Origin of the sequence: Alistipes putredinis DSM 17216, from assembly GCF_000154465.1 — a bacterium.
In the GTDB taxonomy this organism is placed as follows: Bacteria; Bacteroidota; Bacteroidia; order Bacteroidales; family Rikenellaceae; genus Alistipes; species Alistipes putredinis.
On the sequence record NZ_DS499577.1, the window covers coordinates 201622 to 220753 of the forward strand.

18 protein-coding genes are annotated in these 19132 nt (G+C 46.0%); all 18 read right to left on the reverse strand.

Annotated features, from left to right (window positions below):
- Window positions 1-792: an ATP-grasp fold amidoligase family protein gene (locus ALIPUT_RS01130; RefSeq protein WP_231290529.1), complete on the reverse strand. Its 792-nt coding sequence runs from the start codon at window positions 790-792 to the stop codon at window positions 1-3.
- Window positions 793-942: 150 nt separating this feature from the next.
- The gene (locus ALIPUT_RS01135; RefSeq protein WP_004327748.1) at window positions 943-1734 is read right to left on the reverse strand and encodes an ATP-grasp fold amidoligase family protein; all 792 of its coding nucleotides are present in this window, start codon (window positions 1732-1734) and stop codon (window positions 943-945) included.
- 194 nt (window positions 1735-1928) lie between these two features.
- Window positions 1929-3062 carry a CapA family protein gene (locus ALIPUT_RS01140; RefSeq protein WP_004327749.1) on the reverse strand — a complete coding sequence of 378 codons (1134 nt, stop codon included), beginning with the start codon at window positions 3060-3062 and terminating at the stop codon, window positions 1929-1931.
- Window positions 3059-4066, reverse strand: coding sequence for an acyltransferase family protein (locus tag ALIPUT_RS13325; RefSeq protein ID WP_040293051.1), 1008 nt, complete (start codon window positions 4064-4066; stop codon window positions 3059-3061). The genes ALIPUT_RS01140 and ALIPUT_RS13325 overlap by 4 nt, the downstream gene beginning before the upstream one ends.
- A 16-nt stretch (window positions 4067-4082) precedes the next feature.
- A complete protein-coding gene (locus tag ALIPUT_RS13330) occupies window positions 4083-5096 on the reverse strand; it encodes an acyltransferase family protein (protein WP_367400423.1) in 1014 nt (337 codons plus the stop codon).
- A gap of 88 nt (window positions 5097-5184) precedes the next feature.
- A complete protein-coding gene (locus ALIPUT_RS01155; protein WP_004327752.1) occupies window positions 5185-6342 on the reverse strand; it encodes an acyltransferase family protein in 1158 nt (385 codons plus the stop codon).
- Window positions 6343-6345: 3 nt separating this feature from the next.
- A complete protein-coding gene (locus ALIPUT_RS13335) occupies window positions 6346-7452 on the reverse strand; it encodes an EpsG family protein (RefSeq protein WP_004327753.1) in 1107 nt (368 codons plus the stop codon).
- A gap of 3 nt (window positions 7453-7455) precedes the next feature.
- On the reverse strand, window positions 7456-8295 hold the full coding sequence (locus ALIPUT_RS01165; RefSeq protein WP_004327754.1) for an NAD-dependent epimerase/dehydratase family protein: 840 nt from the start codon (window positions 8293-8295) through the stop codon (window positions 7456-7458).
- A 34-nt stretch (window positions 8296-8329) separates the two neighbouring features.
- A complete protein-coding gene (locus ALIPUT_RS01170; RefSeq protein WP_004327755.1) occupies window positions 8330-9304 on the reverse strand; it encodes a WaaS/CpsH family glycosyltransferase in 975 nt (324 codons plus the stop codon).
- Window positions 9297-10523 carry a lipopolysaccharide biosynthesis protein gene (locus ALIPUT_RS01175; protein ID WP_004327756.1) on the reverse strand — a complete coding sequence of 409 codons (1227 nt, stop codon included), beginning with the start codon at window positions 10521-10523 and terminating at the stop codon, window positions 9297-9299. The genes ALIPUT_RS01170 and ALIPUT_RS01175 overlap by 8 nt, the downstream gene beginning before the upstream one ends.
- The gene (locus ALIPUT_RS13340) at window positions 10520-10774 is read right to left on the reverse strand and encodes a hypothetical protein (protein ID WP_004327757.1); all 255 of its coding nucleotides are present in this window, start codon (window positions 10772-10774) and stop codon (window positions 10520-10522) included. Before ALIPUT_RS13340 ends, ALIPUT_RS01175 begins: the two co-directional genes overlap by 4 nt.
- Before the next feature lie 321 nt (window positions 10775-11095).
- Entirely contained in the window at window positions 11096-12130 is a 1035-nt protein-coding gene (locus ALIPUT_RS01185) for an NAD-dependent epimerase (protein WP_004327759.1), read from the reverse strand.
- Between the two features lie 133 nt (window positions 12131-12263).
- A complete protein-coding gene (locus tag ALIPUT_RS01190; RefSeq protein ID WP_004327760.1) occupies window positions 12264-13574 on the reverse strand; it encodes a UDP-glucose dehydrogenase family protein in 1311 nt (436 codons plus the stop codon).
- Between the two features lie 78 nt (window positions 13575-13652).
- The gene (gene rfbB / locus ALIPUT_RS01195) at window positions 13653-14711 is read right to left on the reverse strand and encodes a dTDP-glucose 4,6-dehydratase (protein WP_004327762.1); all 1059 of its coding nucleotides are present in this window, start codon (window positions 14709-14711) and stop codon (window positions 13653-13655) included.
- A gap of 62 nt (window positions 14712-14773) precedes the next feature.
- Window positions 14774-15634, reverse strand: coding sequence for a dTDP-4-dehydrorhamnose reductase (rfbD, locus tag ALIPUT_RS01200; RefSeq protein ID WP_004327764.1), 861 nt, complete (start codon window positions 15632-15634; stop codon window positions 14774-14776).
- Window positions 15627-16199: a dTDP-4-dehydrorhamnose 3,5-epimerase gene (gene rfbC, locus ALIPUT_RS01205; protein ID WP_004327766.1), complete on the reverse strand. Its 573-nt coding sequence runs from the start codon at window positions 16197-16199 to the stop codon at window positions 15627-15629. Before rfbC ends, rfbD begins: the two co-directional genes overlap by 8 nt.
- Entirely contained in the window at window positions 16199-17092 is an 894-nt protein-coding gene (gene rfbA / locus ALIPUT_RS01210; protein WP_004327768.1) for a glucose-1-phosphate thymidylyltransferase RfbA, read from the reverse strand. The genes rfbC and rfbA overlap by 1 nt, the downstream gene beginning before the upstream one ends.
- 33 nt (window positions 17093-17125) lie before the next feature.
- Entirely contained in the window at window positions 17126-19057 is a 1932-nt protein-coding gene (locus ALIPUT_RS01215) for a polysaccharide biosynthesis protein (RefSeq protein ID WP_004327769.1), read from the reverse strand.
- Between the last annotated feature and the right edge of the window lie 75 nt (window positions 19058-19132).

Genomic DNA, 19132 nt, shown 5'->3' on the forward strand with positions numbered 1-19132 from the left:
TTATCTTGTTTTAGGTGGTAATGTAAGCCATTCTCCGAATTTGTAATCCCAGTCTTCCGGTTCGAACGGAGTCATACCGCTCCAGTGGAAAAAAGTCAATTCGCCGAAATATACTTTACCATTGACTTCGTACAGATCCACACGTACCTGCGGATAACCTGCGGATAACTGGGCTGCCAATTCTTTCATTTTGTCGAAATTCAGAGGTTTATTCGGTAATACGGAGGCGTTGGGATGGCCGTTACGGAATGGAAGGTGGTTGTAATCGGCATCGAAGAAGTCGAATTTTGTTTCTTCTCCCTGTGTCATTCGATCGGAGGCAATGAAGAGTGCTTTCACTTTTCCGTCAAAACAGAAGAATTTATAGTCACGCAGCTCTCCGGAAGCATTGTCTTCCATATATTGCTCGGCAATGATCCGGGGTTTTATGTCTTTGTATGGCCATTCGCGCATTCCCCAGAAAAAATTATGCCGCAGGCAAGCGTTGATTTTGCGATGGACTTTTTTATAGTTCAGTTTTGATTTGTCCTTGCAAACGATCACACCGCCGCTGTCGTGCGTACATTTCAGCACGAAACGTTCGGGTAGTTTCGAAAAATCTATATCCTCGAATTTCTCCCATACACCGAGTGTGGGGATGAGGTATTCGTGCCCGATGATATCGCCGACGATGGCCTTTACTTCGTATTTGTCGCACAACTGTGTGTATCGTGGATTCCGGTCGTAGAGTTTGAGCCATTGCAGTTTTTCGCTGAACGATTTCGGGTGTTCCAGATCGAGTTTTTTATGCATACGCGCCCAAAAAGCAATCTTCAGATATGATTTATCACTTACCCAGTTGAAATATTCTCGGTGGCCCAATGTAAGCAGCAATAAGGCTGGATTTTTTATAATATCTGTTATCGAATGGGACATATTAGTCGGCGGATGTTGATTATTTTGTCATTTGTTTTTTGTAGGCAGGATTAGCATGTCGCCCAGTTTTTTATCCCAATCTTTCGGTTCGAACGGAGTCATACCGCTAGTGGGAAAGAAAGTCAGTTCTCCGAAGAAAATATCCATTCCGATCGTATAAAAATCGACTCGGAGGAATGGGATTCCACAACTAAGTGTTTCTGCCAACGATATCATTTGAGGTAGAGTTGAAGGCATAGAAATAATGCGATCGAATTGTGGTGGGTATGCTGTTTCGACCAACGGAAGGATTTCTCCCGTTGGGGTATAATAATTAGCATGATGTTCCGTAAAACGATCAAAATCTATTTTGAATAATTTTACTTTTCCGTTGAAACAGAAGAATTTATAGTCGTATAATTCATGGGATTTTTTATCTTCTATGTATTGTTCTGCGATGATGCGGGGTTTTATGTTTTTGTACGGCCACTCTCCATTATGATGGAAGTAGTCTTCCTGCAATCCGGTGCGTAATCCGTTACGGACTTTCTGCACATCCATTTGCTGTTTGTCTTTGCAAATGTACATTCCCGTTCCGCTGTTGTGATTGCATTTGATGACGAATTTGTCGGGCAGAGTATCGAAATCCACTTCTTCCGCTTTTGTCCATACTCCCAAGGTCGGGATGATGTATTTTTCTCCGATACGTTCGGCTACCCACTTTTTTGCCTCTATTTTGTCTGCCATAATAGTATATTCCGGGCGGCGATTGTATAGTTTGAGCCATTGCAATTTTTCGTTGAATGTGTGGGGGGATTTCCAATTGATTCCCCCCCCCATTTTTAGTCGAAACTTTAACGACAGAAATAGCTTGTCAGATAGTAGATTACATCCGTATAGAAAGTTGAGTAGTTTATGTACCAACAGGGATGGACGGGAGATACCCCGGTTTATTTTCGAATAAAAGGAGTGAAGATATTCGAAACGGGCTTTTTCAGATGGTATAGGATCTTGATGATACATAAGAAATAATTTTATTTCAATTTCGATACGACTGTCCTCAATTTATCGAGATGGGCTTCGCAGTTGAGATAGTTGAGTATTTGATATCTCTTTTTTCGGGTAATGAACGACGGCAGTAGGCCGTGTACGAAAAGTCGTTTGGCTGTGCGGGTGCAATAGGGCTGGAATGGAACCAGAAAATTGCGACTTGTTTTTTGTGCCCACGTTTCGAATGTTGTGTTCAGCTGGTCTTCGTTCGAGATTATTTGGTTCAACTTGTCGATGCGTTCTGCGAAAATTTTACGTTCGGCTTCGTTCATCGGTATAACGGAAGGTCGTTCGTTGCATTGTGTATACGGGTATAATTCGAATTGAGGTAATGTCTGTTTGTCGAGTCGAAGCGATACCATGAAACCTTCGTTCCAGGGACCGTGACGTTCGCTTTTATGATCGAAAAGCAGATTTCCCAAGCCATAGAAAATAGGTTTTCCGTGGTATATTTCATATCCCGAATAACAATGCTGGTGGTGGTTGATTATTGCGTCGGCGCCGGCATCTATAAAAAAACGATAAGTTTCTTTCATGCGGGGAGATGGCAACGCGTAATGTTCGTGTCCTCCATGCACGATGACCAAAACATAATCGGCTTTTGTCCGTGCCTCTTGTATATTGTAATATTGTTGTATCGGATTTAATGGATTGGCGCCGGCGGTTGTGGCCGTTGCTATAGAGAACTCATGTTCACAACAATTCACGATCGCTAATGTTCCCTTCTCTTTTTGATTTATGTACAGAACAGTTGCTGCTTCAGCCGAATTCTTACCGATGCCGACTGTCTTTATTCCGGCGTTTTCAAGCAGTTCGCGGGTTTCAATACAGCATTTTGTACCTTGGTCGAGGATGTGGTTGTTGGCGAGTGTGCAAACATTGAAACCGGCATACTTGACGGCATCGACTGCGGCGGGCTGCCCTTGTAATGTGGGACCGCTTTTGGTAATTGGAACTCCTGCGTGCAAAACGATTGGGAATTCGAAATTTATGATACTGACATCTGCCTGCTCCGTGAGGTATTTAATGTCGTCGAACAACGAAGCGTAGTTGCCACGGGCGATAAGATCTGATATTCGGTATCTATCGCAAAAATCGCCTGCTATCAGAACATTCATAAGCGAGCTGTTATTTTGTTGATTATTCTATTGGCACAATATGCTGTCGTTATACCTGTTACAATAATCAATGTATAGCGCAGGTAATTACCGTAATTCAAATGGTCAAGTGTGGTTTCCCAGGGTAATAAACCGATCAATAATATCATACAACCATTGGTCAAATAGGATTCTAACGAGATTTGCCCCATAAAAGTACATATCCGTTTGATCCATACGCTTTTTTTGATGAAGAAGTACGATACGAGCATAATCGGATATATCTCCAACCATTCCCAGAACGTATTTGCCGGAAAGATAATTTTTATGACGAGAAAACAGCCTGCTATTATTCCTGTCAATTTCAAAAGATTGACTTTCTTGCCTTTTAGAATACTGGGAGCCATATAATATCCTATGAGATAGGAAGGAATTCGTTGCAGTACGAAAGCAGTATTATTCCATACATGCGAAAACAAATTGTTGTTTTCGATTTTGATGGTACTGATTAACAGTAAGATGATGCATAAAGTCACGGTTAGCAGAGTTTGATATTTTGTTTTATCTATTATTCGGGCATAAAAGGGAGTTAAGAAATATAGCGGAATCAACATGGCGATATACCAAAAACCTTTGTGCTCCAACCAATAGTTCAATGTGGAAAGGCGGTATAAAAATATAGAAATGGAAAAATGTCCGTCGTTTACACAACCCAATACCAGGTAGTAGGGGAAGCAAATGAGTAGATAAGGTAGTAAAATGTGCCTGTATCTTTTTGCATACCACCGAATTACCCCCCCCCGATTCCATTTGGTCATTTTGCGTAGGGAGTGGTACATGCCCAATCCGGATAGAAACAGGAAGATATCGACTCCTCGGTTGCCGGTGATTATGATCCATCGCAGTATGTCGTTCGGACAATGTATGGCGGGAGGTAATAAGGAGTGGCATAATAGGATGAGTACGGTGGCTACTCCCATTAACTCTCTGCGGTATTGAGTGAAAATACCTAATGATACATACATACTGGGGCGCTTGTTATTATGTTTTGATCTTGAAATAGTGTTCGATATTTATAAGGAACTTAGGGGTGTTTGGAAGTATTTTATATATTGTATTTTTAATTATATAGTCTATCAATATACAGGAAACGAATACACTTAATATAATAAGAGAGGAGTATCCCAAATATTCGAATATTCCCGCATTCCATAATTTATCTGTTCTTAGAATGTCTGTCCAAAACCATTTGAATAAGCAAGTATGTTCGCTTATAAGATAGACAGCTAGGGTATGTGCCGATAATTTATTTATGAAGTTTGATTTGAAAGTTAGATGTTTTATTCCTAAGAATAGATAAACGGAACTTATCATAACTGGTACACTCGACATCTGTTTGGGGTATAGCGATGCAAAATCAGTATAATTCCATCGAAGGGCCAATAAAGAGAGGCTGTACATACCAAAGGCAACCGTTATCGATGTTATAAAATTCAATAGGTTGTTTTTGAATTCGATTCGAATGCATTCTTTTTTAATTGCATAGGCTATCAAATACAATAGGATAAATCTGAAAATATTAAATCCGAATGGATCTGTTACGATAAATATCGTTGGAATAACGGATACGGCTATGAATAGACTTATGCATAGAAAACGTATCTGTTTTTTCGAGCAGGCATTCAATACGTAGTTGAGAAATGGGTGTAAAAATAGTAAAAATACATAAGGGGTCAGAAACCAATATCGTTTAAAGATGATAGGCATTGCATTTTTGATGATGTCGGTATATGATGCCATGCCAATAATGAAAAGTAATAAAGCAATGCTTAATGAATAAAATGTGATTTGTTTGGATAAATTGAATATTCGGGTAATGCTGAATTCTTTGTCTATTAGAAACCATGCGCCTATTAGTACAAAACATGCTACTCCAATTTGGGCGAAATTTCCGAGGAAATAAGCTGCTGCTATATTGCTACCACTTGCTGCTGATCCTCCATGCCAAACATAATGAACAGCGACTATGGACAGCATGCAGAATATGCGGAGCAACTCGAAATTACTTGAACGGACGGTGGGGGGGGGGAAAATTCGGGGATTGCATCATTGATAAAAAATTATTGTCAATAAAATTATATATTTATAGCAGGCTTTTTATGCGGGATATGATATAATCTACCGGAGGTACAAAGAGGAAGGTAATAAGAAATATAGGTATCAAAAGCAGGAAAAACAACAGAGTCCCGTTGATTGTATATCCGTAGTGCACCAATAGAAGCTGAATGCCCCACGGAAAAATGAATGTTCCGATAAAATTTGTGAAATATACGGAAAAAGAAACTTTCCCAATCTGTTCTATTTTTTTTGTAATATAATTGCGCGTTTGGTTGTTTACAGTTTCCCCCCCCCTTATTTCTTCAGATTTTCGTTGTACGTATAGGAATAAATAAAAGAAAGACCAGCCGATGATAGATGGTATAAGCGCATAGATCCAATAATGTAATCTCAATGCATACCATAGTAAGTTCCCGATAAGTCCAAGGCAGATAAAGCAGAGCAGCAGGTTATTTTTAGACAGTTTTGTATTTTTCAGATAATAGTTTAGCGTTACACCGATCAGCATACAGGGAAGTTGATTTATGATGCTGTAGTAAGTGAAACTACCTGGTTTAGATAGAGTCCAGTCGCCGATAATGAAGAAAATACCGGTTTGAAAAATAGCAGAAACGATGACTCCACCTAATGGCAGCAGGAAGAGTAGTCGGGGATTATATGTTTTGATGTATCGATATAATTTATAAATTAACGGGAACAAAAGATAAAATAAAAATATGGTTCCGATAAACCATCCGCCCGGGACGATGTTGTTGAAAGCTTGGTAGTCCAATCCATTCAGTAAGAAGATATTTGCAAGAATACTTAATGGATTATGCGATATTTTGTAGAATGGCTCTACATTGAATGTAGCTATGTAGTAAGAGATAATTTGATAGAACAGAATGAATAAAATATAAATTGGTGCTATGCTCAAATATCTTTTTTTGAGAAACGTTTTATAAGTGGTTCTATTTTTTTCTGTAGAGTTTTCGTATTTAGCCAATAATCGTTCCCAGGATTTGACTGCGAGAAAACCTGAAATGACGAAGAATAACTGGCATCCGAAAGCACCTGCATGTAAAAATTCCCTAATTAAGGGATTTATTTCTTTAATTAGTTGGGGTGCATGTACTAAAATAACCCCCAATATGGCCAAGCCTTTTAGGAATGTGATGTATTGCAGGTTTCCTACGTGCTTCATATTTTAGAATAGATTAAGAAGTTTGTTCGTTTCGAAATGCATAAAGAAGACATCATCCAAAGTTGTTTCCGATTCCCAAAGTAGCATTAGTAATAATAGTGAACTTGCATAGGCGATACTGAATAGTCGTGGTTTGATAATTTTTCGAGATACTCCGATTTGGTTCGCTATATAAATGTAATTGAATATGATGAGAATGAAAAAAAGCCGACTGAAGTTTACGGCAAAAAATTGAGGTACCAGCACAAGGCTGAAAATGATATTCAGTTTGAGAATTTTGTGATTGAAGACAGAACGTAGTGATTTCTGTTTCGGACTACTGATTTCTTGGTTGTTGGAATGCCTGCTGTAGTAGTATAATACCGGGAAAATTATGAATAGGTATTTGACGGTGTTATACAATGCGCCTGTCATATTGGCATAATGTCCGGTCATATATTTGTCGATTGTTGCTTCGCGTATAAGAAAATGTGAATATATGCGGAATAATAGATTGTCACTAAATATAGAAACCATATAGATAATAACGATGATTAGGAGAACAAGCTTGATTCCGTTTTTTCTGTTGATGAGGATCCATAATGGAATGAAAAATAGTAGAACCCAGTATGCGCTGTGGAACAAAGCTGCGAGTGCGATCAGGCCAGCTGAAAATAAATATTCTTTCGTCGATCTTGCTCGGACAAGAAGTAATATGGCGATTATTGCTATGATCAAAGCCATTGAATTACGTAATAGGCAGGCATCGAACATCGCTGAGAAAATAAGGTAAGAACTCCATACTGCATTCGGATGTACCGTCAGTTTTCTTATGATTATTGATAAGGCGGAACAAAATAAAATACCCGCGATATATCTGAATTCTATATAACTACATCCAAGTTTTCCGCAAATATCATTTAACCAGACATATCCTATTTCATAGGAAACATCATAACCTTGTTTTACAGTATTGTAGATGTCTTCATAATTGTAAAAGTCTAAAGGATCTTGACTACCTCCAAAAAGAGCGCATACGATGACGCATTGCAGAATATTTATTCCGATGTTCTTCGTGAACAGATATCCCGACAGGATGATTATCAACAGGAACAGATAGGCTCCTTCCATAAATTATCGGTTAAGATTGTTGAGTATCTGATTGATTTTACTCGGATTCCCATAGATGCAGGGTGAATCGTAAGGACGGTCGGGAAATGCACCGTATTCCAATTTGATTTTCAAACCATGTTCTTGGATGAATTGTTCTACGCGCTCGGCCAGGCTTATGGGCTGACCTGTGCAGCAATTTATGATACCGGTAACTTCGCGTTGCATAATGACGGCACTGATTATTTCCGCCAACTTGTCCACGGTAATAAAGTCGTATTTGTTTTTTCCCGTAGTGAATGGAAATGTTTCTCTTCCTTCTTCGTCCGCGAGGAGTAACTTGCAGAAAATGGAGTTGTTCTTTTTATCATCGCCGAGAATATAATATCCCCGTAGCCACTGTAAAATACAGCCTTTTTGCTGGGCGTATTGCATCATACAACGGCGGAGAGCATCTTTGGCGATGCCATACATGGAAAGAGGGTTGCAGGGTGTATTTTCGTCAATTGCCCCTTCCCAGTAGCCTATTTCGTGCATTGTTCCCATAACAGCGAGCTGAGGTAATCCGTCATCGATTATTCGAGTAAGGAATCGGTAATGGGCCGATAGATCTCCCAGGTGAGTTGAGGCATTGTGTACGAATCCATTGCGCCAAGCCAGATGTAGACATACGTCCGGGGTTCCTAATAATGTATATATGTTTGTATCGGGAAGGGTGAAAAGGTCGATGTTTTTCCGTTCGGCGCGTTTGTCTACTTCGTCGGTATTAAGATCACATGCTATGACTTGGATTCCTTTATCAAGTAATGTTTTTACTATATGAAGACCTATATATCCGTTGGCTCCGGTTACTAATATTTTCATTTTGAAGGAAGATTAAAATGTGTCAATAAATTGATTATAAGTAATTTTCGATGAAATTAAGTAACTCGATCGGGGACATTTTTTCTTTATAATGATAATTTATATCGATCGGGTCTTTGATTTTTTTGAGGAAATCGGAGTCAATATCGTTTGGAGAGGTGAATGTAGAGATATATTCCAGATTGAAAAACGGTTCATTTTTGATATGCGGGTTGTTGGTCAAAAGTTTTTTTCCAAGGCAGACCGCTTCGCAAGCTCTTTGTGTAAAGCCGATGCCATTTTTTTGCATTACTTCCAAGATACAATGGGTGTGGAAGATGTATTGCAAGTTTTCTTCATAAGGGATCGACTTATTTAAATAAGTTATTTCATCCTTATATTTCTGGTCCTGAATATCGACGCCGGCTAATAGCAGATTGGGTTTTAAGTTGTTGTCTTTGAGAATTGTGTATATTTTGAAAATATCATTTAATCTATTTTTGGCTTTGGCCAACATATAGACGTCGCTATAGGGCATTTTTTTTATTTTTCCGTGATAGGATGAGTACACCAATGGGTGATAGATGAATCCGTATGTTGCACAATCTCCTGGATCGAAGGACAGAACCAAGTCGAATTGCTTCTTTAAATTGTTGCAATAGAATGGATGAGTGCTTGCCAGATCTTGTAAAATGCATACGAGTTTTGCATTGGGAAATTTTTCTCTTAAGTATGTTGTAATACCTACGTCCTGTTTGATCCAATTCATAAATACGATGAAACAGAACGGTTTTGAAACTGGAAACCTATGTTTGAAATAAGAATCGTTCCAAGCTGTTTTGAACGGTAATTTGACCAAACGGTTGATTGTGGGGTTAAAATGAATCCTATATAATAACCCTTTTAATGAGTTGATAGGGGGATATGGCCCTGGAATGTACTGTACGTTGTTGAATTGATAGAGATCAGAATACGAAAATTTATACAGATCCCAATCTGATCCCAATATCACATAGTTGTATTTATCCATTTTGAACAGAGATAAATTTTTGGTAGTAATAGATCAATGTGGTACAGTATATTATGGAGCATAATACATTAGTTAATAATGCCCCTTCGGTATTAAAGAGATAGACAAATGTCGTATAGCCGAATATTTTGAATACTCCATTGGCAATGCTGCTGTTTCGAATGGCTTTACCTTGTCCATGAGAACCCAGATAGCGATTGATCATATCTCCGAATCCATGGATACTGAATCCTGCCGCTAACCATACTGCATAATTACCGACGCTATGGTATTCTTCGGAATAAAGGAATGCTATTAGCGGTTTGATGAGTAAGATAAACAGGATACAAGTACCGACAGTAAGCAGAATGGAATTTTTGAGAACTTTGGAGGGAATACGTGGTTGTGTTGCAAATTGTTTGAAATAGGTGGTGCCAATGATGGCAGGAAGAGTTGATAGTGGTGTAGTTACGGTCAGTGCTAAAGTGTAGAACCCAACTTCAGTATTGTCTTCGTTGAACACTCCTAATGTGATTCCTGCCAGGTAATTGGATGCTACCATAAATAATGATCCTATGTATAATTGTAGTCCGTATTTATGATTTTCGTCATTGAGTTCTGTAAATATGTGTTTTACGTTGGATATCTTAGGATGAGCGGAGAGGATGATAATTAAAAGTACTGCAGAATAGATTCCCCATTGAATAGATATCACCGATTCCGAATCAGCTCCCCATTGCTGATAAACAAAGACGGCTGTAAGAATATACAGGAGTGTCGGTAACAAGCGTGCTATTGATAAACGTCCTATGTGGTTGTCTCCTTGTGAAACGGTATTGATATAGTTGAGAAGTAGAGGGTAGTAACATACGGGAATCGAAATTAAAAATAGTTGTGCTATGGCGGGATTAGCAGGACTATGGGCAAAATAACATACTAACATGGAAAGGCTCAATACGACACAAGCCATGATGAGTATGAGTAGCATTGTTCCCCGGATTGTGCGGGACCGCAATTCATTATTACTCAATGCCAACAATCGACTGCCGGACAGGAAATACCCGAATAGCAGCAGCGAAGCGATGAAATTGATGATGTTTTGTACGTATCTCACGTCGCCATAATCTGCCGGAGATAAAAATCGGGTGTTGATTATCGAGGCGACGACGCCCAATAGAACGCCCGACAGGGTCGAGGCATAGAGTATGACGACTTGTTTTGTCTGTTTCGTGAATTTCATGGAACCGATTGGGAACTATCGCTGCGTCTTTTGATGATCTGAGCGGGAATACCGCTGCAGATGCAATTATCGGGAATATCCCGGAATACGACGGAGTTGGGCTGTATAGCTACATTGTCGCCTATTTTACATTTTCCGGTTATCTTGACACCGGGACTTAATAATACGTTGTTGCCGATGATAGGGCGGTTGTCCGGCGTCTTATTTAATCCGATGACGACACCGCTGTTTATCTGGCAATTACATCCCATTGACAGACAATTTACTATCACTCCCCCCCCCTTGAATGCGGGATGCGCAGGCCGGGGCCGACCATATTCAGGCCGATTGCGATTTGGTATTTACCTCCGCGACGGGAAAGTCGGATTTTCCAATAGCAGGCCAGTAGCCGGTGCCAAAGATTCGCTCGTGTATTGTGGTAATATTCGCAATGTCTCAATGCGGTCAGATAATGGAAGGCAATACAGGACTCCGATTTCATGAATAGTCCGAGCCTGTATTTCAGAAAGCCGATCGATCCGATATTGCGCTGCCGGTCGGCTCGAATGTAATTTTCGAGGTCTTTTCGGGAGTTAATCATTGTTGCCTGTTGTTTGTTGTTTTTCGTACCATTGGGCGAAAATAGCGATCCCTTCCGCCAGAGAAACCTGCGGCCGATAGCCGAAATCGCGTTCGAGTTTTGTCGTGTCGGCGTAGGTCGTGTGTACATCTCCCTGTTGCATGGGCATCATTTGCAGTTGGGCGTTCTTGCCGAGGGCCTGTTCGAGCGTATGGATGAAATCCATCAGTTGAACGGGATGTCCGCATCCGATGTTATAGACTTCGGCCGGAATAGGACGGTCTTGTGTCGGGGCCGGGGCTTTGCCGATGACGCGGACCATCCCTTCGATGATGTCGTCTATATAGGTGAAGTCGCGTGAAAGATTGCCGTGATTGAATACTTTGATCGGTCGCCCCTCCCGGATGGCTCCGGCGAATAGCATGGGGGCCATATCGGGACGTCCCCAGGGACCATATACCGTGAAAAACCGTAAACCGGTGGTCGGAATTCCGTACAATCCGGAATAGACGTGCGCCATCAGTTCGTTCGATTTTTTCGTGGCAGCATAGAGGGATACGGGGTTATCTACCCGGTCTTCCTCCGAAAAGGGTGTTTTCGTATTGCCGCCGTAAACCGAACTCGAGGAGGCGTAAACGAAATGCCGGACCGGATTGTGTCGCACGCACTCGAGCAGGTTGAGGAATCCCACGATGTTGCTGTCGATGTAGGCATAGGGGTTTTCGATCGAATAGCGTACGCCGGCCTGTGCCGCCAGATTGACGACGGCATCGAATTTTTCAGTTCCGAACAGGTTCTGCAGGGCCTGTCGGTCTTCGAGGTGCATTTGGATGAACCTGTAAGCGGGATAACGATCGCTCTGCACCGGTTGTCCTTTCGCAACGAGATTCCGGTGAATGCCTGCCGTTTCGAGCCGGGCGTATTTGAGCCGGACATCGTAATAGTCATTGATAGAATCTATGCCGACGACCTGATTGCCCGCTTCGAGCAATCGTTTGGATAGGTGGTAGCCGATGAATCCGGCAGAACCGGTCACTAATATTTTCATGGTTTTCGGACTTTTTACCGGCCTTACGATTTTCGGTTTTAGGCTGTATGTTCAAAAATCGACCTTCTATATTTTACGGTACAGGAGGCCGAAATTTCGAAAAAACGGATTGTGACTTCTCGTCGTTCGAAAGCTATTTGCCGATCGCCGCGTACTCGAATCCTTCGGCAATCACTTCGTCCTTGCTGTAAATGTTGCGCCCGTCCACCAATACCGATTGTTTCATAACCCGTTTGATGACCGACCAGGAGGGAATTCGGAACTCCTTCCATTCGGTCAATACCGCCAGAGCGTCGGCGTCGATCACCACATCGTACATATCTTTGCAATAGACGACCCGGTCCCCGATTCGGCGGCGGCATTCGTCCATCGCTACCGGGTCATATACCTTCACGGAGGCTCCCGCTTCGAGCAGCTTTTCGATAACGACCAGAGCCGGTGCTTCGCGCATATCATCTGTTTCGGGTTTGAAGGCCAGGCCCCACAAGGCGATCGTCTTGCCCCGGAGTGTTCCGAGCTTATCTTGCAGTTTCTTGACTACGATCTCTTTCTGGCGTTCGTTGACCGCTTCGACCGCTTCGATCACTCCCATCGTATAGCCGTATTCGCGGGCGGTACGGGCCAGGGCTTTCACGTCTTTCGGGAAGCAGGAGCCGCCGTATCCGCATCCCGGATAGAGAAATTTCGAACCGATGCGGGTGTCTGCGCCGATACCTTTGCGCACCATGTCCACGTTGGCTCCGACCAGGTCGCACAGATTGGCGATGTCGTTCATGAAGGAGATGCGTGTGGCCAGCATGGCATTGGCCGCGTATTTGGTCATCTCGGCCGAGGGAATGTCCATGAAGTAGAGCCGGTAGTTGTTCATTTGGAACGGACGGTAAAGCCGTTCCATGACCTTTTTTGCCCGGTCGCTCTCTACGCCGACGACCACACGATCGGGCGACATGAAGTCCTTGATCGCTGCGCCTTCCTTGAGAAATTCGGGGTTCGAAGCCACTTCGAAATCGATTTGCTCGCCGCGTTCGGTCAGCTCTTCCTCGATGACGGCCTTGACTTTTTTTGCCGTACCTACCGGTACGGTGGACTTGGTGACCAGAATCGTGTATTTTTTGATGTTCCGGCCGAATGTCCGAGCTACTTCGAGTACGTATTGCAGGTCGGCCGAACCGTCTTCGTCCGGCGGCGTGCCTACGGCCGAGAAAACGACTTCGACGTTGTCGAGGCAGGTGGTCAGGTCCGTGGTGAAATGGAGCCGGCCCGCTTCGACGTTCCGTTTTACCAGGTCGTCCAGTCCCGGTTCATAGATAGGGATTTCACCGTTTAACAAGCACTTGATTTTTTCCGGGTTGATGTCCACGCAGGTAACATCGATTCCCATTTCGGCAAAGCAGGCTCCCGATACGAGACCCACGTAGCCTGTGCCGACGATTGCTATATTCATTGATTTTGTTTTTTAGATTTATTGATGTTTGCAAAAGGGGGTTGTCTTGTGTGTCAGAATCATGCACTGCCGGGCTTACTACCGGTTTTTATACATGGATTCGTAGTATTTCTCGTATTCGCCCGAGGTGATGTGGTCCATCCATTCCTGGTTGTCGAGGTACCAGCGCACGGTCTTTTCGATGCCTTCTTCGAATTGCAGCGAGGGTTCCCAGCCCAGCTCGTTTTTCAGTTTGCGCGAATCGATGGCATACCGCAGGTCGTGCCCCGCACGGTCGGTGACGTAGGTGATGAGCTTCTCGCTCTCGCCTTCGGGGTTGCCCAGCAGCCGATCGACGGTGCGGACGATGACTTTAATCAGGTCGATGTTCTTCCATTCGTTGAATCCGCCGATATTGTAGGTTTCGGCGATGCGGCCTTTGTGGAAGATCAGGTCGATGGCGCGGGCGTGGTCTTCGACGTAGAGCCAGTCGCGGACATTCTCGCCCTTGCCATAGACAGGCAGCGGCCGGCCGTGGCGGATGTTGTTGATGAACAGCGGGATCAGCTTTTCGGGAAATTGATAGGGCCCGTAGTTGTTCGAGCAGTTGGTTACGATCGTCGGCAGACCGTAGGTGTCGTGGTAGGCCCGCACGAAATGGTCGGACGAGGCTTTGGCCGCCGAATAGGGGGAGTGGGGATCGTAGCGGGTTTCCTCTGTGAAGAGCGTGCCGTCGAATTGCAGCGCACCATATACTTCGTCGGTCGAAATATGATAGAAGCGTTTCCCCTCCCAGTTGCCGTTCCATTGTTCCTTGGCTGCCTGCAACAGGGAAAGCGTGCCCATGACATTGGTGCGGGCGAAGATGAACGGATCCTTGATCGAACGATCGACGTGGCTTTCGGCGGCCAGGTGGATCACTCCGTCGATATCGTACTTGCAGAACACTTCGCGGATGGTGTCGTAGTCGCAGATGTCGGCCTTGACGAAGGTGTAGTTCGGAGCATTTTCGATGTCTCGCAGGTTGGCCAGATTGCCGGCATAGGTCAGTTTATCGAGATTGACGATCCGATAGTCGGGATATTTGTTTACGAAGAGCCGCACCACATGCGAGCCGATGAATCCGGCGCCGCCGGTAATGAGGATGTTGCGTTTCATGTATTTGCTTTTTCTGTTTTTATTTCTCGTTGTTCGGGATGATCCCGGCGGTTCGCTTCGGCTTACCGGAGGGTTGCCATACAGCGTACGAGCGAATCCCGCCAGTGGGGGATGTCGATTCCGAATGTCGTTTTGATTTTGGTCTTGTCGAGTACCGAATAGTTCGGTCGTTGCACCTTGGACGGAAATTCCGCAGAGTGGCAGGGACGGATCTTACAGGAGGTATGGCCTGCCAGTGCGGCGATTTCATGGGCGAAATCGAACCAGGAGCAGACTCCTTCGTTCGAGAAGTGGTAGAAGCCCTCCCGTCCGGCATAGTCGCCGGATTCGATGCGGTCGAAGATCACGCAGGCCAGGTCGGCGACGCAGGTCGGAGTTCCCACCTGATCGAAAACGACCTGTAATTCCGGTTTGTCGGCCGTGAGCTGCAACATGGTTTTCAGGAAATTTCTGCCGTAGGGCGAATAGAGCCAGGCGGTGCGGAAAACCAGGTGTTTGCATCCCGAAGCCACGATCGCCTCTTCTCCTGCGAGCTTGGTTTTGCCGTACACGCCCAGCGGTGCGGTCGGATCCTCCTCTCGGAAGGGAATATTTCCCATGCCGCCGAACACATAGTCGGTCGAGATGTGAAACAGCGTGGCGCCGCACGCTTTGGCGGCTTCGGCCAGGTTCCGCACGGCTTCGTGGTTGATTCGGTCGGCCGTTTCGGCCTCCTCTTCCGCTTTATCTACATTGGTGTAGGCGGCACAATTGACGATCGCGTCGATCCGCTCGTTTTCGACGAACCGTCGTACGGCGTTCGCATCGGTGATGTCCAGGTCGGCGACGTCGGTAAAGAAATAGCGGTGCCGCGAAGCTGCGCCGAGCGTGCGCATTTCGCGGCCCAACTGTCCGTCGGCACCGGTTACGAGTATGTTATGCATAGTAGTCGATTCCATAGTCGAAAAGTTCGTCGGCATCTTTGAGGCGGGGATGTGCCCGGTCTTTGGGCGAGAGGATCGCCTCTTCTGCGGGGAGTTGCCAGTCGATCCCCAGGTCGGGGTCGTTCCAGGCAATCGCTCCTTCGGACTGGGGCGCGTAGAAGTTATCGCATTTGTATTGGAAGACGGCCTCGTCGCTCAATACGGAAAAACCGTGTGCGAATCCGCGCGGTACGAAGAGCTGGCGGTGATTCTCGGCGGTCAGCTCGACTGCGACGTGTTTGCCGAACGTGGGCGATCCGCGCCGTATATCGACGGCGACGTCCAGAACCCGACCCTGAACGACCCGCACCAGTTTGGATTGGGCTGCGGCCCCCTTTTGGAAATGGAGTCCGCGCAGTACGCCCCGGCGGGATTTGGATTCGTTGTCCTGCACGAAGTGTACGGGCCGGACGGCCTGGTCGAACTGTTGCTGGGAGTAGCTTTCGAAGAAATAGCCGCGGTCGTCGCCGAACACCTGCGGCTCGATGATAACCACGTCCTTGATTGCGGTGGCAATGACTTTCATTATTTCTGTTCGCGTTTTAATTCGTCGATTACTTTGAGCAGATATTGTCCGTATTGGTTTTTAATCATCGGCTGTGCCAGCGCTCGCATCTTCTCCTCCGAGATCCAGCCCATGCGGTAGGCGATGCCTTCCAGACAAGCGATCTTCAGCCCCTGACGCTTTTCGATCACCTCGACGAAAATCGAGGCCTGGGCCAGCGAGTCGTGCGTGCCCGTATCGAGCCATGCGAAGCCGCGTCCGAGGGTTTGGACTTTCAGTTGGCTGTCTTGCAGAAAGACTTGATTTACAGTCGTGATTTCCAGTTCGCCTCGGGCCGAAGGTTTGATCTTTTTAGCCACATCGACCACTTTGTTGGGATAGAAGTAGAGTCCCACTACAGCATAGTTGGATTTGGGATTGGCCGGCTTTTCCTCGATCGAAAGGCAGTTGCCGTTTCCGTCGAATTCCGCCACGCCGTAACGCTCCGGATCATCGACCCAGTAGCCGAATACGGTGGCCTTGTTCTCCTCTTCGGCCGTTCGGACCGCTTCCCGGAGCATCGTCGAGAAGCCCGAGCCGTGGAAGATGTTGTCGCCCAGCACCAGGCAGGCGGAATCGCTGCCGATGAACTTCTCGCCGATCAGGAACGCCTGGGCCAGTCCGTCGGGCGAAGGCTGTTCGGCGTATTCGAACCGAACGCCGTAATCCGATCCGTCGCCCAGCAGACGCCGGAAAGCCGGAAGGTCGGCCGGCGTGGAGATGATGAGAATATCGCGTATTCCGGCCAGCATCAGGACGGAGATGGGGTAGTAAACCATCGGCTTGTCGTAGATCGGCAGCAGTTGTTTGCTGACTCCTTTGGTGATCGGGTATAAACGGGTGCCGGAGCCTCCGGCCAGAACGATTCCTTTCATGGTTGGTTATCGGGGATAGTGGTGATTTCTGTTTTATGCGGGCTGCACTTTGTCGAACTGTTCGAATTCGGAGTTTTTCGATTTGAATTCCGGAACGATCTTTTTCATCAGGCAAACCGTGTCCGGGACGTTTACCATCCTGGCGAATTGTTCGAGCTGTTCGGTCGCAGCGCAGGCTTCGGCGTAGTCGTATTCGCGCACTTTGGCGATACGGATCCGGTCGTGTGTCGTGGGGATCGTATTTTCGGTGTTCGAGAGTACCTCCTCATACAGTTTTTCACCCGGACGCAATCCCGTGTATTCGATCTTGATCTCTTCGCCGGGTTCGTATCCGGCCAGTTCGATCATGCGTTTGGCCAGGTCGGCGATTTTCACCGATTTACCCATATCGAAAACGCAGATCTGATTGCCTGTGGAGATCGTTGCGGCCTCCATGACCAACTGGCAGGCCTCGGGAATGGTCATGAAGAAACGGGTGATGTCCGGATGGGTGACCGTTACCGGTCCGCCCTTGGCGATCTGCTCGCGGAAACGCGGAATTACCGAGCCGTTCGAGCCGAGGACGTTTCCGAAACGGGTGGTTACGAACTTCGTGGCCCCCTCGATCGTACCCTGTTCGATGGCCAGCCCGAGCGACTGTACGTAAATTTCGGCCAGGCGTTTGGTACAGCCCATGATATTGGTGGGATTCACGGCTTTGTCGGTCGAGATCATCACCATCTTTTCGACGTTGTATTCCAGGCATTTCAGAGCGACGTTGCGTGTGCCGATGACATTGACCAGCACCGCTTCGCAGGGATTTTCCTCCATCAGGGGGACGTGTTTGTAAGCGGCGGCGTGGAATACGACCTGGGGATGGAACGTGCGGAAGGCGAAATCCAGGCGGTTGGGCAGCCGGATGTCGCCGATCACGGGGACGAATTCCAGCTTCGGGAAGCGCTCTTCGAGTTCGAGCCGCAGGTTGTGCATCGGGGTTTCTGCATTGTCGAACAGGATCAATTTCTCGATTCCGAACGATGCCAGTTGGCGGCACAGTTCCGAGCCGATCGAACCGGCGGCTCCGGTGACCATGACGGTTTTTTCCCGGAAATTGGCGATGATTTCGTCCAGTGAGATCTTGATTTCGGGGCGGCCCAGCAGGTCTTCGATCTTGATTTCGCGGATAGACTGCCGCATGATCTTGCCGTCGATGACTTCGTCGATAGGCGGTGCGATCAGGATTTTCAGATTGCTTTCGACGCAGTAGCGGATCAGGCGCTCCTGCTCGGCCTGTGCCTCTTCGTTGGTGGGGAACAGCACGGCATCGATGTCGTATCGTTGCCGGAGGTATCGAATGCTGTATTCATTTTCGAAATAATAGACCGGACACTCCGCGATGGTGTGGTTTTTCATTCTCCGGCCGAAAGTCAGGAACCCTACGACCTTGTAATGCGGAGAACTTTGCAAGCGGGTGACCAGCGATACCGATTTTTCGCTTAATCCGTAAACCAACACCAACTGGTGCTGTTTGCGGGATTTCAGGTTGTTTTTGACCAGGTCGTACACGATAATCATCGCTACCCGGATCAGGATCAGGCCGCAAAGGGTCAGCAGCAGATCGAACAGCAGCAGAGCCAGCATATGCATACCGAACAGCGGTGTAGGCGGGTAGAGCAGAATGGTCAGTCCCAACAGGAGTTCCTTGCCGATGACCGCCACGACGAATTTTGCGATTTCCCGCAACGTGGAGTGGCGGATGACCGACCGATAGGTCTTGAGCAGGAAAAAGGTGATGAACGAATATACGACCGCGCAGCCAATCCATAACAGGGCGAATTTCGAAATGTTGGAGAGGGGAGGAAGCAGCAATCTCACCAACACCAGTGCGCATAGCGAAGCTACCCCCGATACGACCAGGTCGATGGCAAGGATCAATCTGGAGTTCAGATAGCGTTCCAAGTGCAATTTTTCTATCAGACGGTACATGGTTCGTTAGAATAAATATTTTGCAAAGGACTGATTGTTCGTCAGCTCTTGTCGTGTATGTTGTAATCTGTCGAT

Bases quoted from the DNA above. Each gene is read 5' to 3' on its own strand.
- ALIPUT_RS01155 (WP_004327752.1), bottom strand. From the start codon at position 6,342: ATGAAGCACGTAGGAAACCTGCAATACATCACATTCCTAAAAGGCTTG.
- ALIPUT_RS01140 (WP_004327749.1), bottom strand. From the start codon at position 3,062: ATGAATGTTCTGATAGCAGGCGATTTTTGCGATAGATACCGAATATCA.
- ALIPUT_RS01135 (WP_004327748.1), bottom strand. From the start codon at position 1,734: ATGGGGGGGGGAATCAATTGGAAATCCCCCCACACATTCAACGAAAAA.
- ALIPUT_RS13335 (WP_004327753.1), bottom strand. From the start codon at position 7,452: ATGGAAGGAGCCTATCTGTTCCTGTTGATAATCATCCTGTCGGGATAT.
- ALIPUT_RS01215 (WP_004327769.1), bottom strand. From the start codon at position 19,057: ATGTACCGTCTGATAGAAAAATTGCACTTGGAACGCTATCTGAACTCC.
- ALIPUT_RS01165 (WP_004327754.1), bottom strand. From the start codon at position 8,295: ATGAAAATATTAGTAACCGGAGCCAACGGATATATAGGTCTTCATATA.
- rfbA (WP_004327768.1), bottom strand. From the start codon at position 17,092: ATGAAAGGAATCGTTCTGGCCGGAGGCTCCGGCACCCGTTTATACCCG.
- ALIPUT_RS01170 (WP_004327755.1), bottom strand. From the start codon at position 9,304: ATGGATAAATACAACTATGTGATATTGGGATCAGATTGGGATCTGTAT.
- ALIPUT_RS01185 (WP_004327759.1), bottom strand. From the start codon at position 12,130: ATGAAAATATTAGTGACCGGTTCTGCCGGATTCATCGGCTACCACCTA.
- ALIPUT_RS13340 (WP_004327757.1), bottom strand. From the start codon at position 10,774: ATGGGATGTAATTGCCAGATAAACAGCGGTGTCGTCATCGGATTAAAT.
- rfbB (WP_004327762.1), bottom strand. From the start codon at position 14,711: ATGAAACGCAACATCCTCATTACCGGCGGCGCCGGATTCATCGGCTCG.
- ALIPUT_RS13325 (WP_040293051.1), bottom strand. From the start codon at position 4,066: ATGTATGTATCATTAGGTATTTTCACTCAATACCGCAGAGAGTTAATG.
- rfbD (WP_004327764.1), bottom strand. From the start codon at position 15,634: ATGCATAACATACTCGTAACCGGTGCCGACGGACAGTTGGGCCGCGAA.
- ALIPUT_RS01190 (WP_004327760.1), bottom strand. From the start codon at position 13,574: ATGAATATAGCAATCGTCGGCACAGGCTACGTGGGTCTCGTATCGGGA.
- rfbC (WP_004327766.1), bottom strand. From the start codon at position 16,199: ATGAAAGTCATTGCCACCGCAATCAAGGACGTGGTTATCATCGAGCCG.
- ALIPUT_RS01175 (WP_004327756.1), bottom strand. From the start codon at position 10,523: ATGAAATTCACGAAACAGACAAAACAAGTCGTCATACTCTATGCCTCG.
- ALIPUT_RS01130 (WP_231290529.1), bottom strand. From the start codon at position 792: ATGCATAAAAAACTCGATCTGGAACACCCGAAATCGTTCAGCGAAAAA.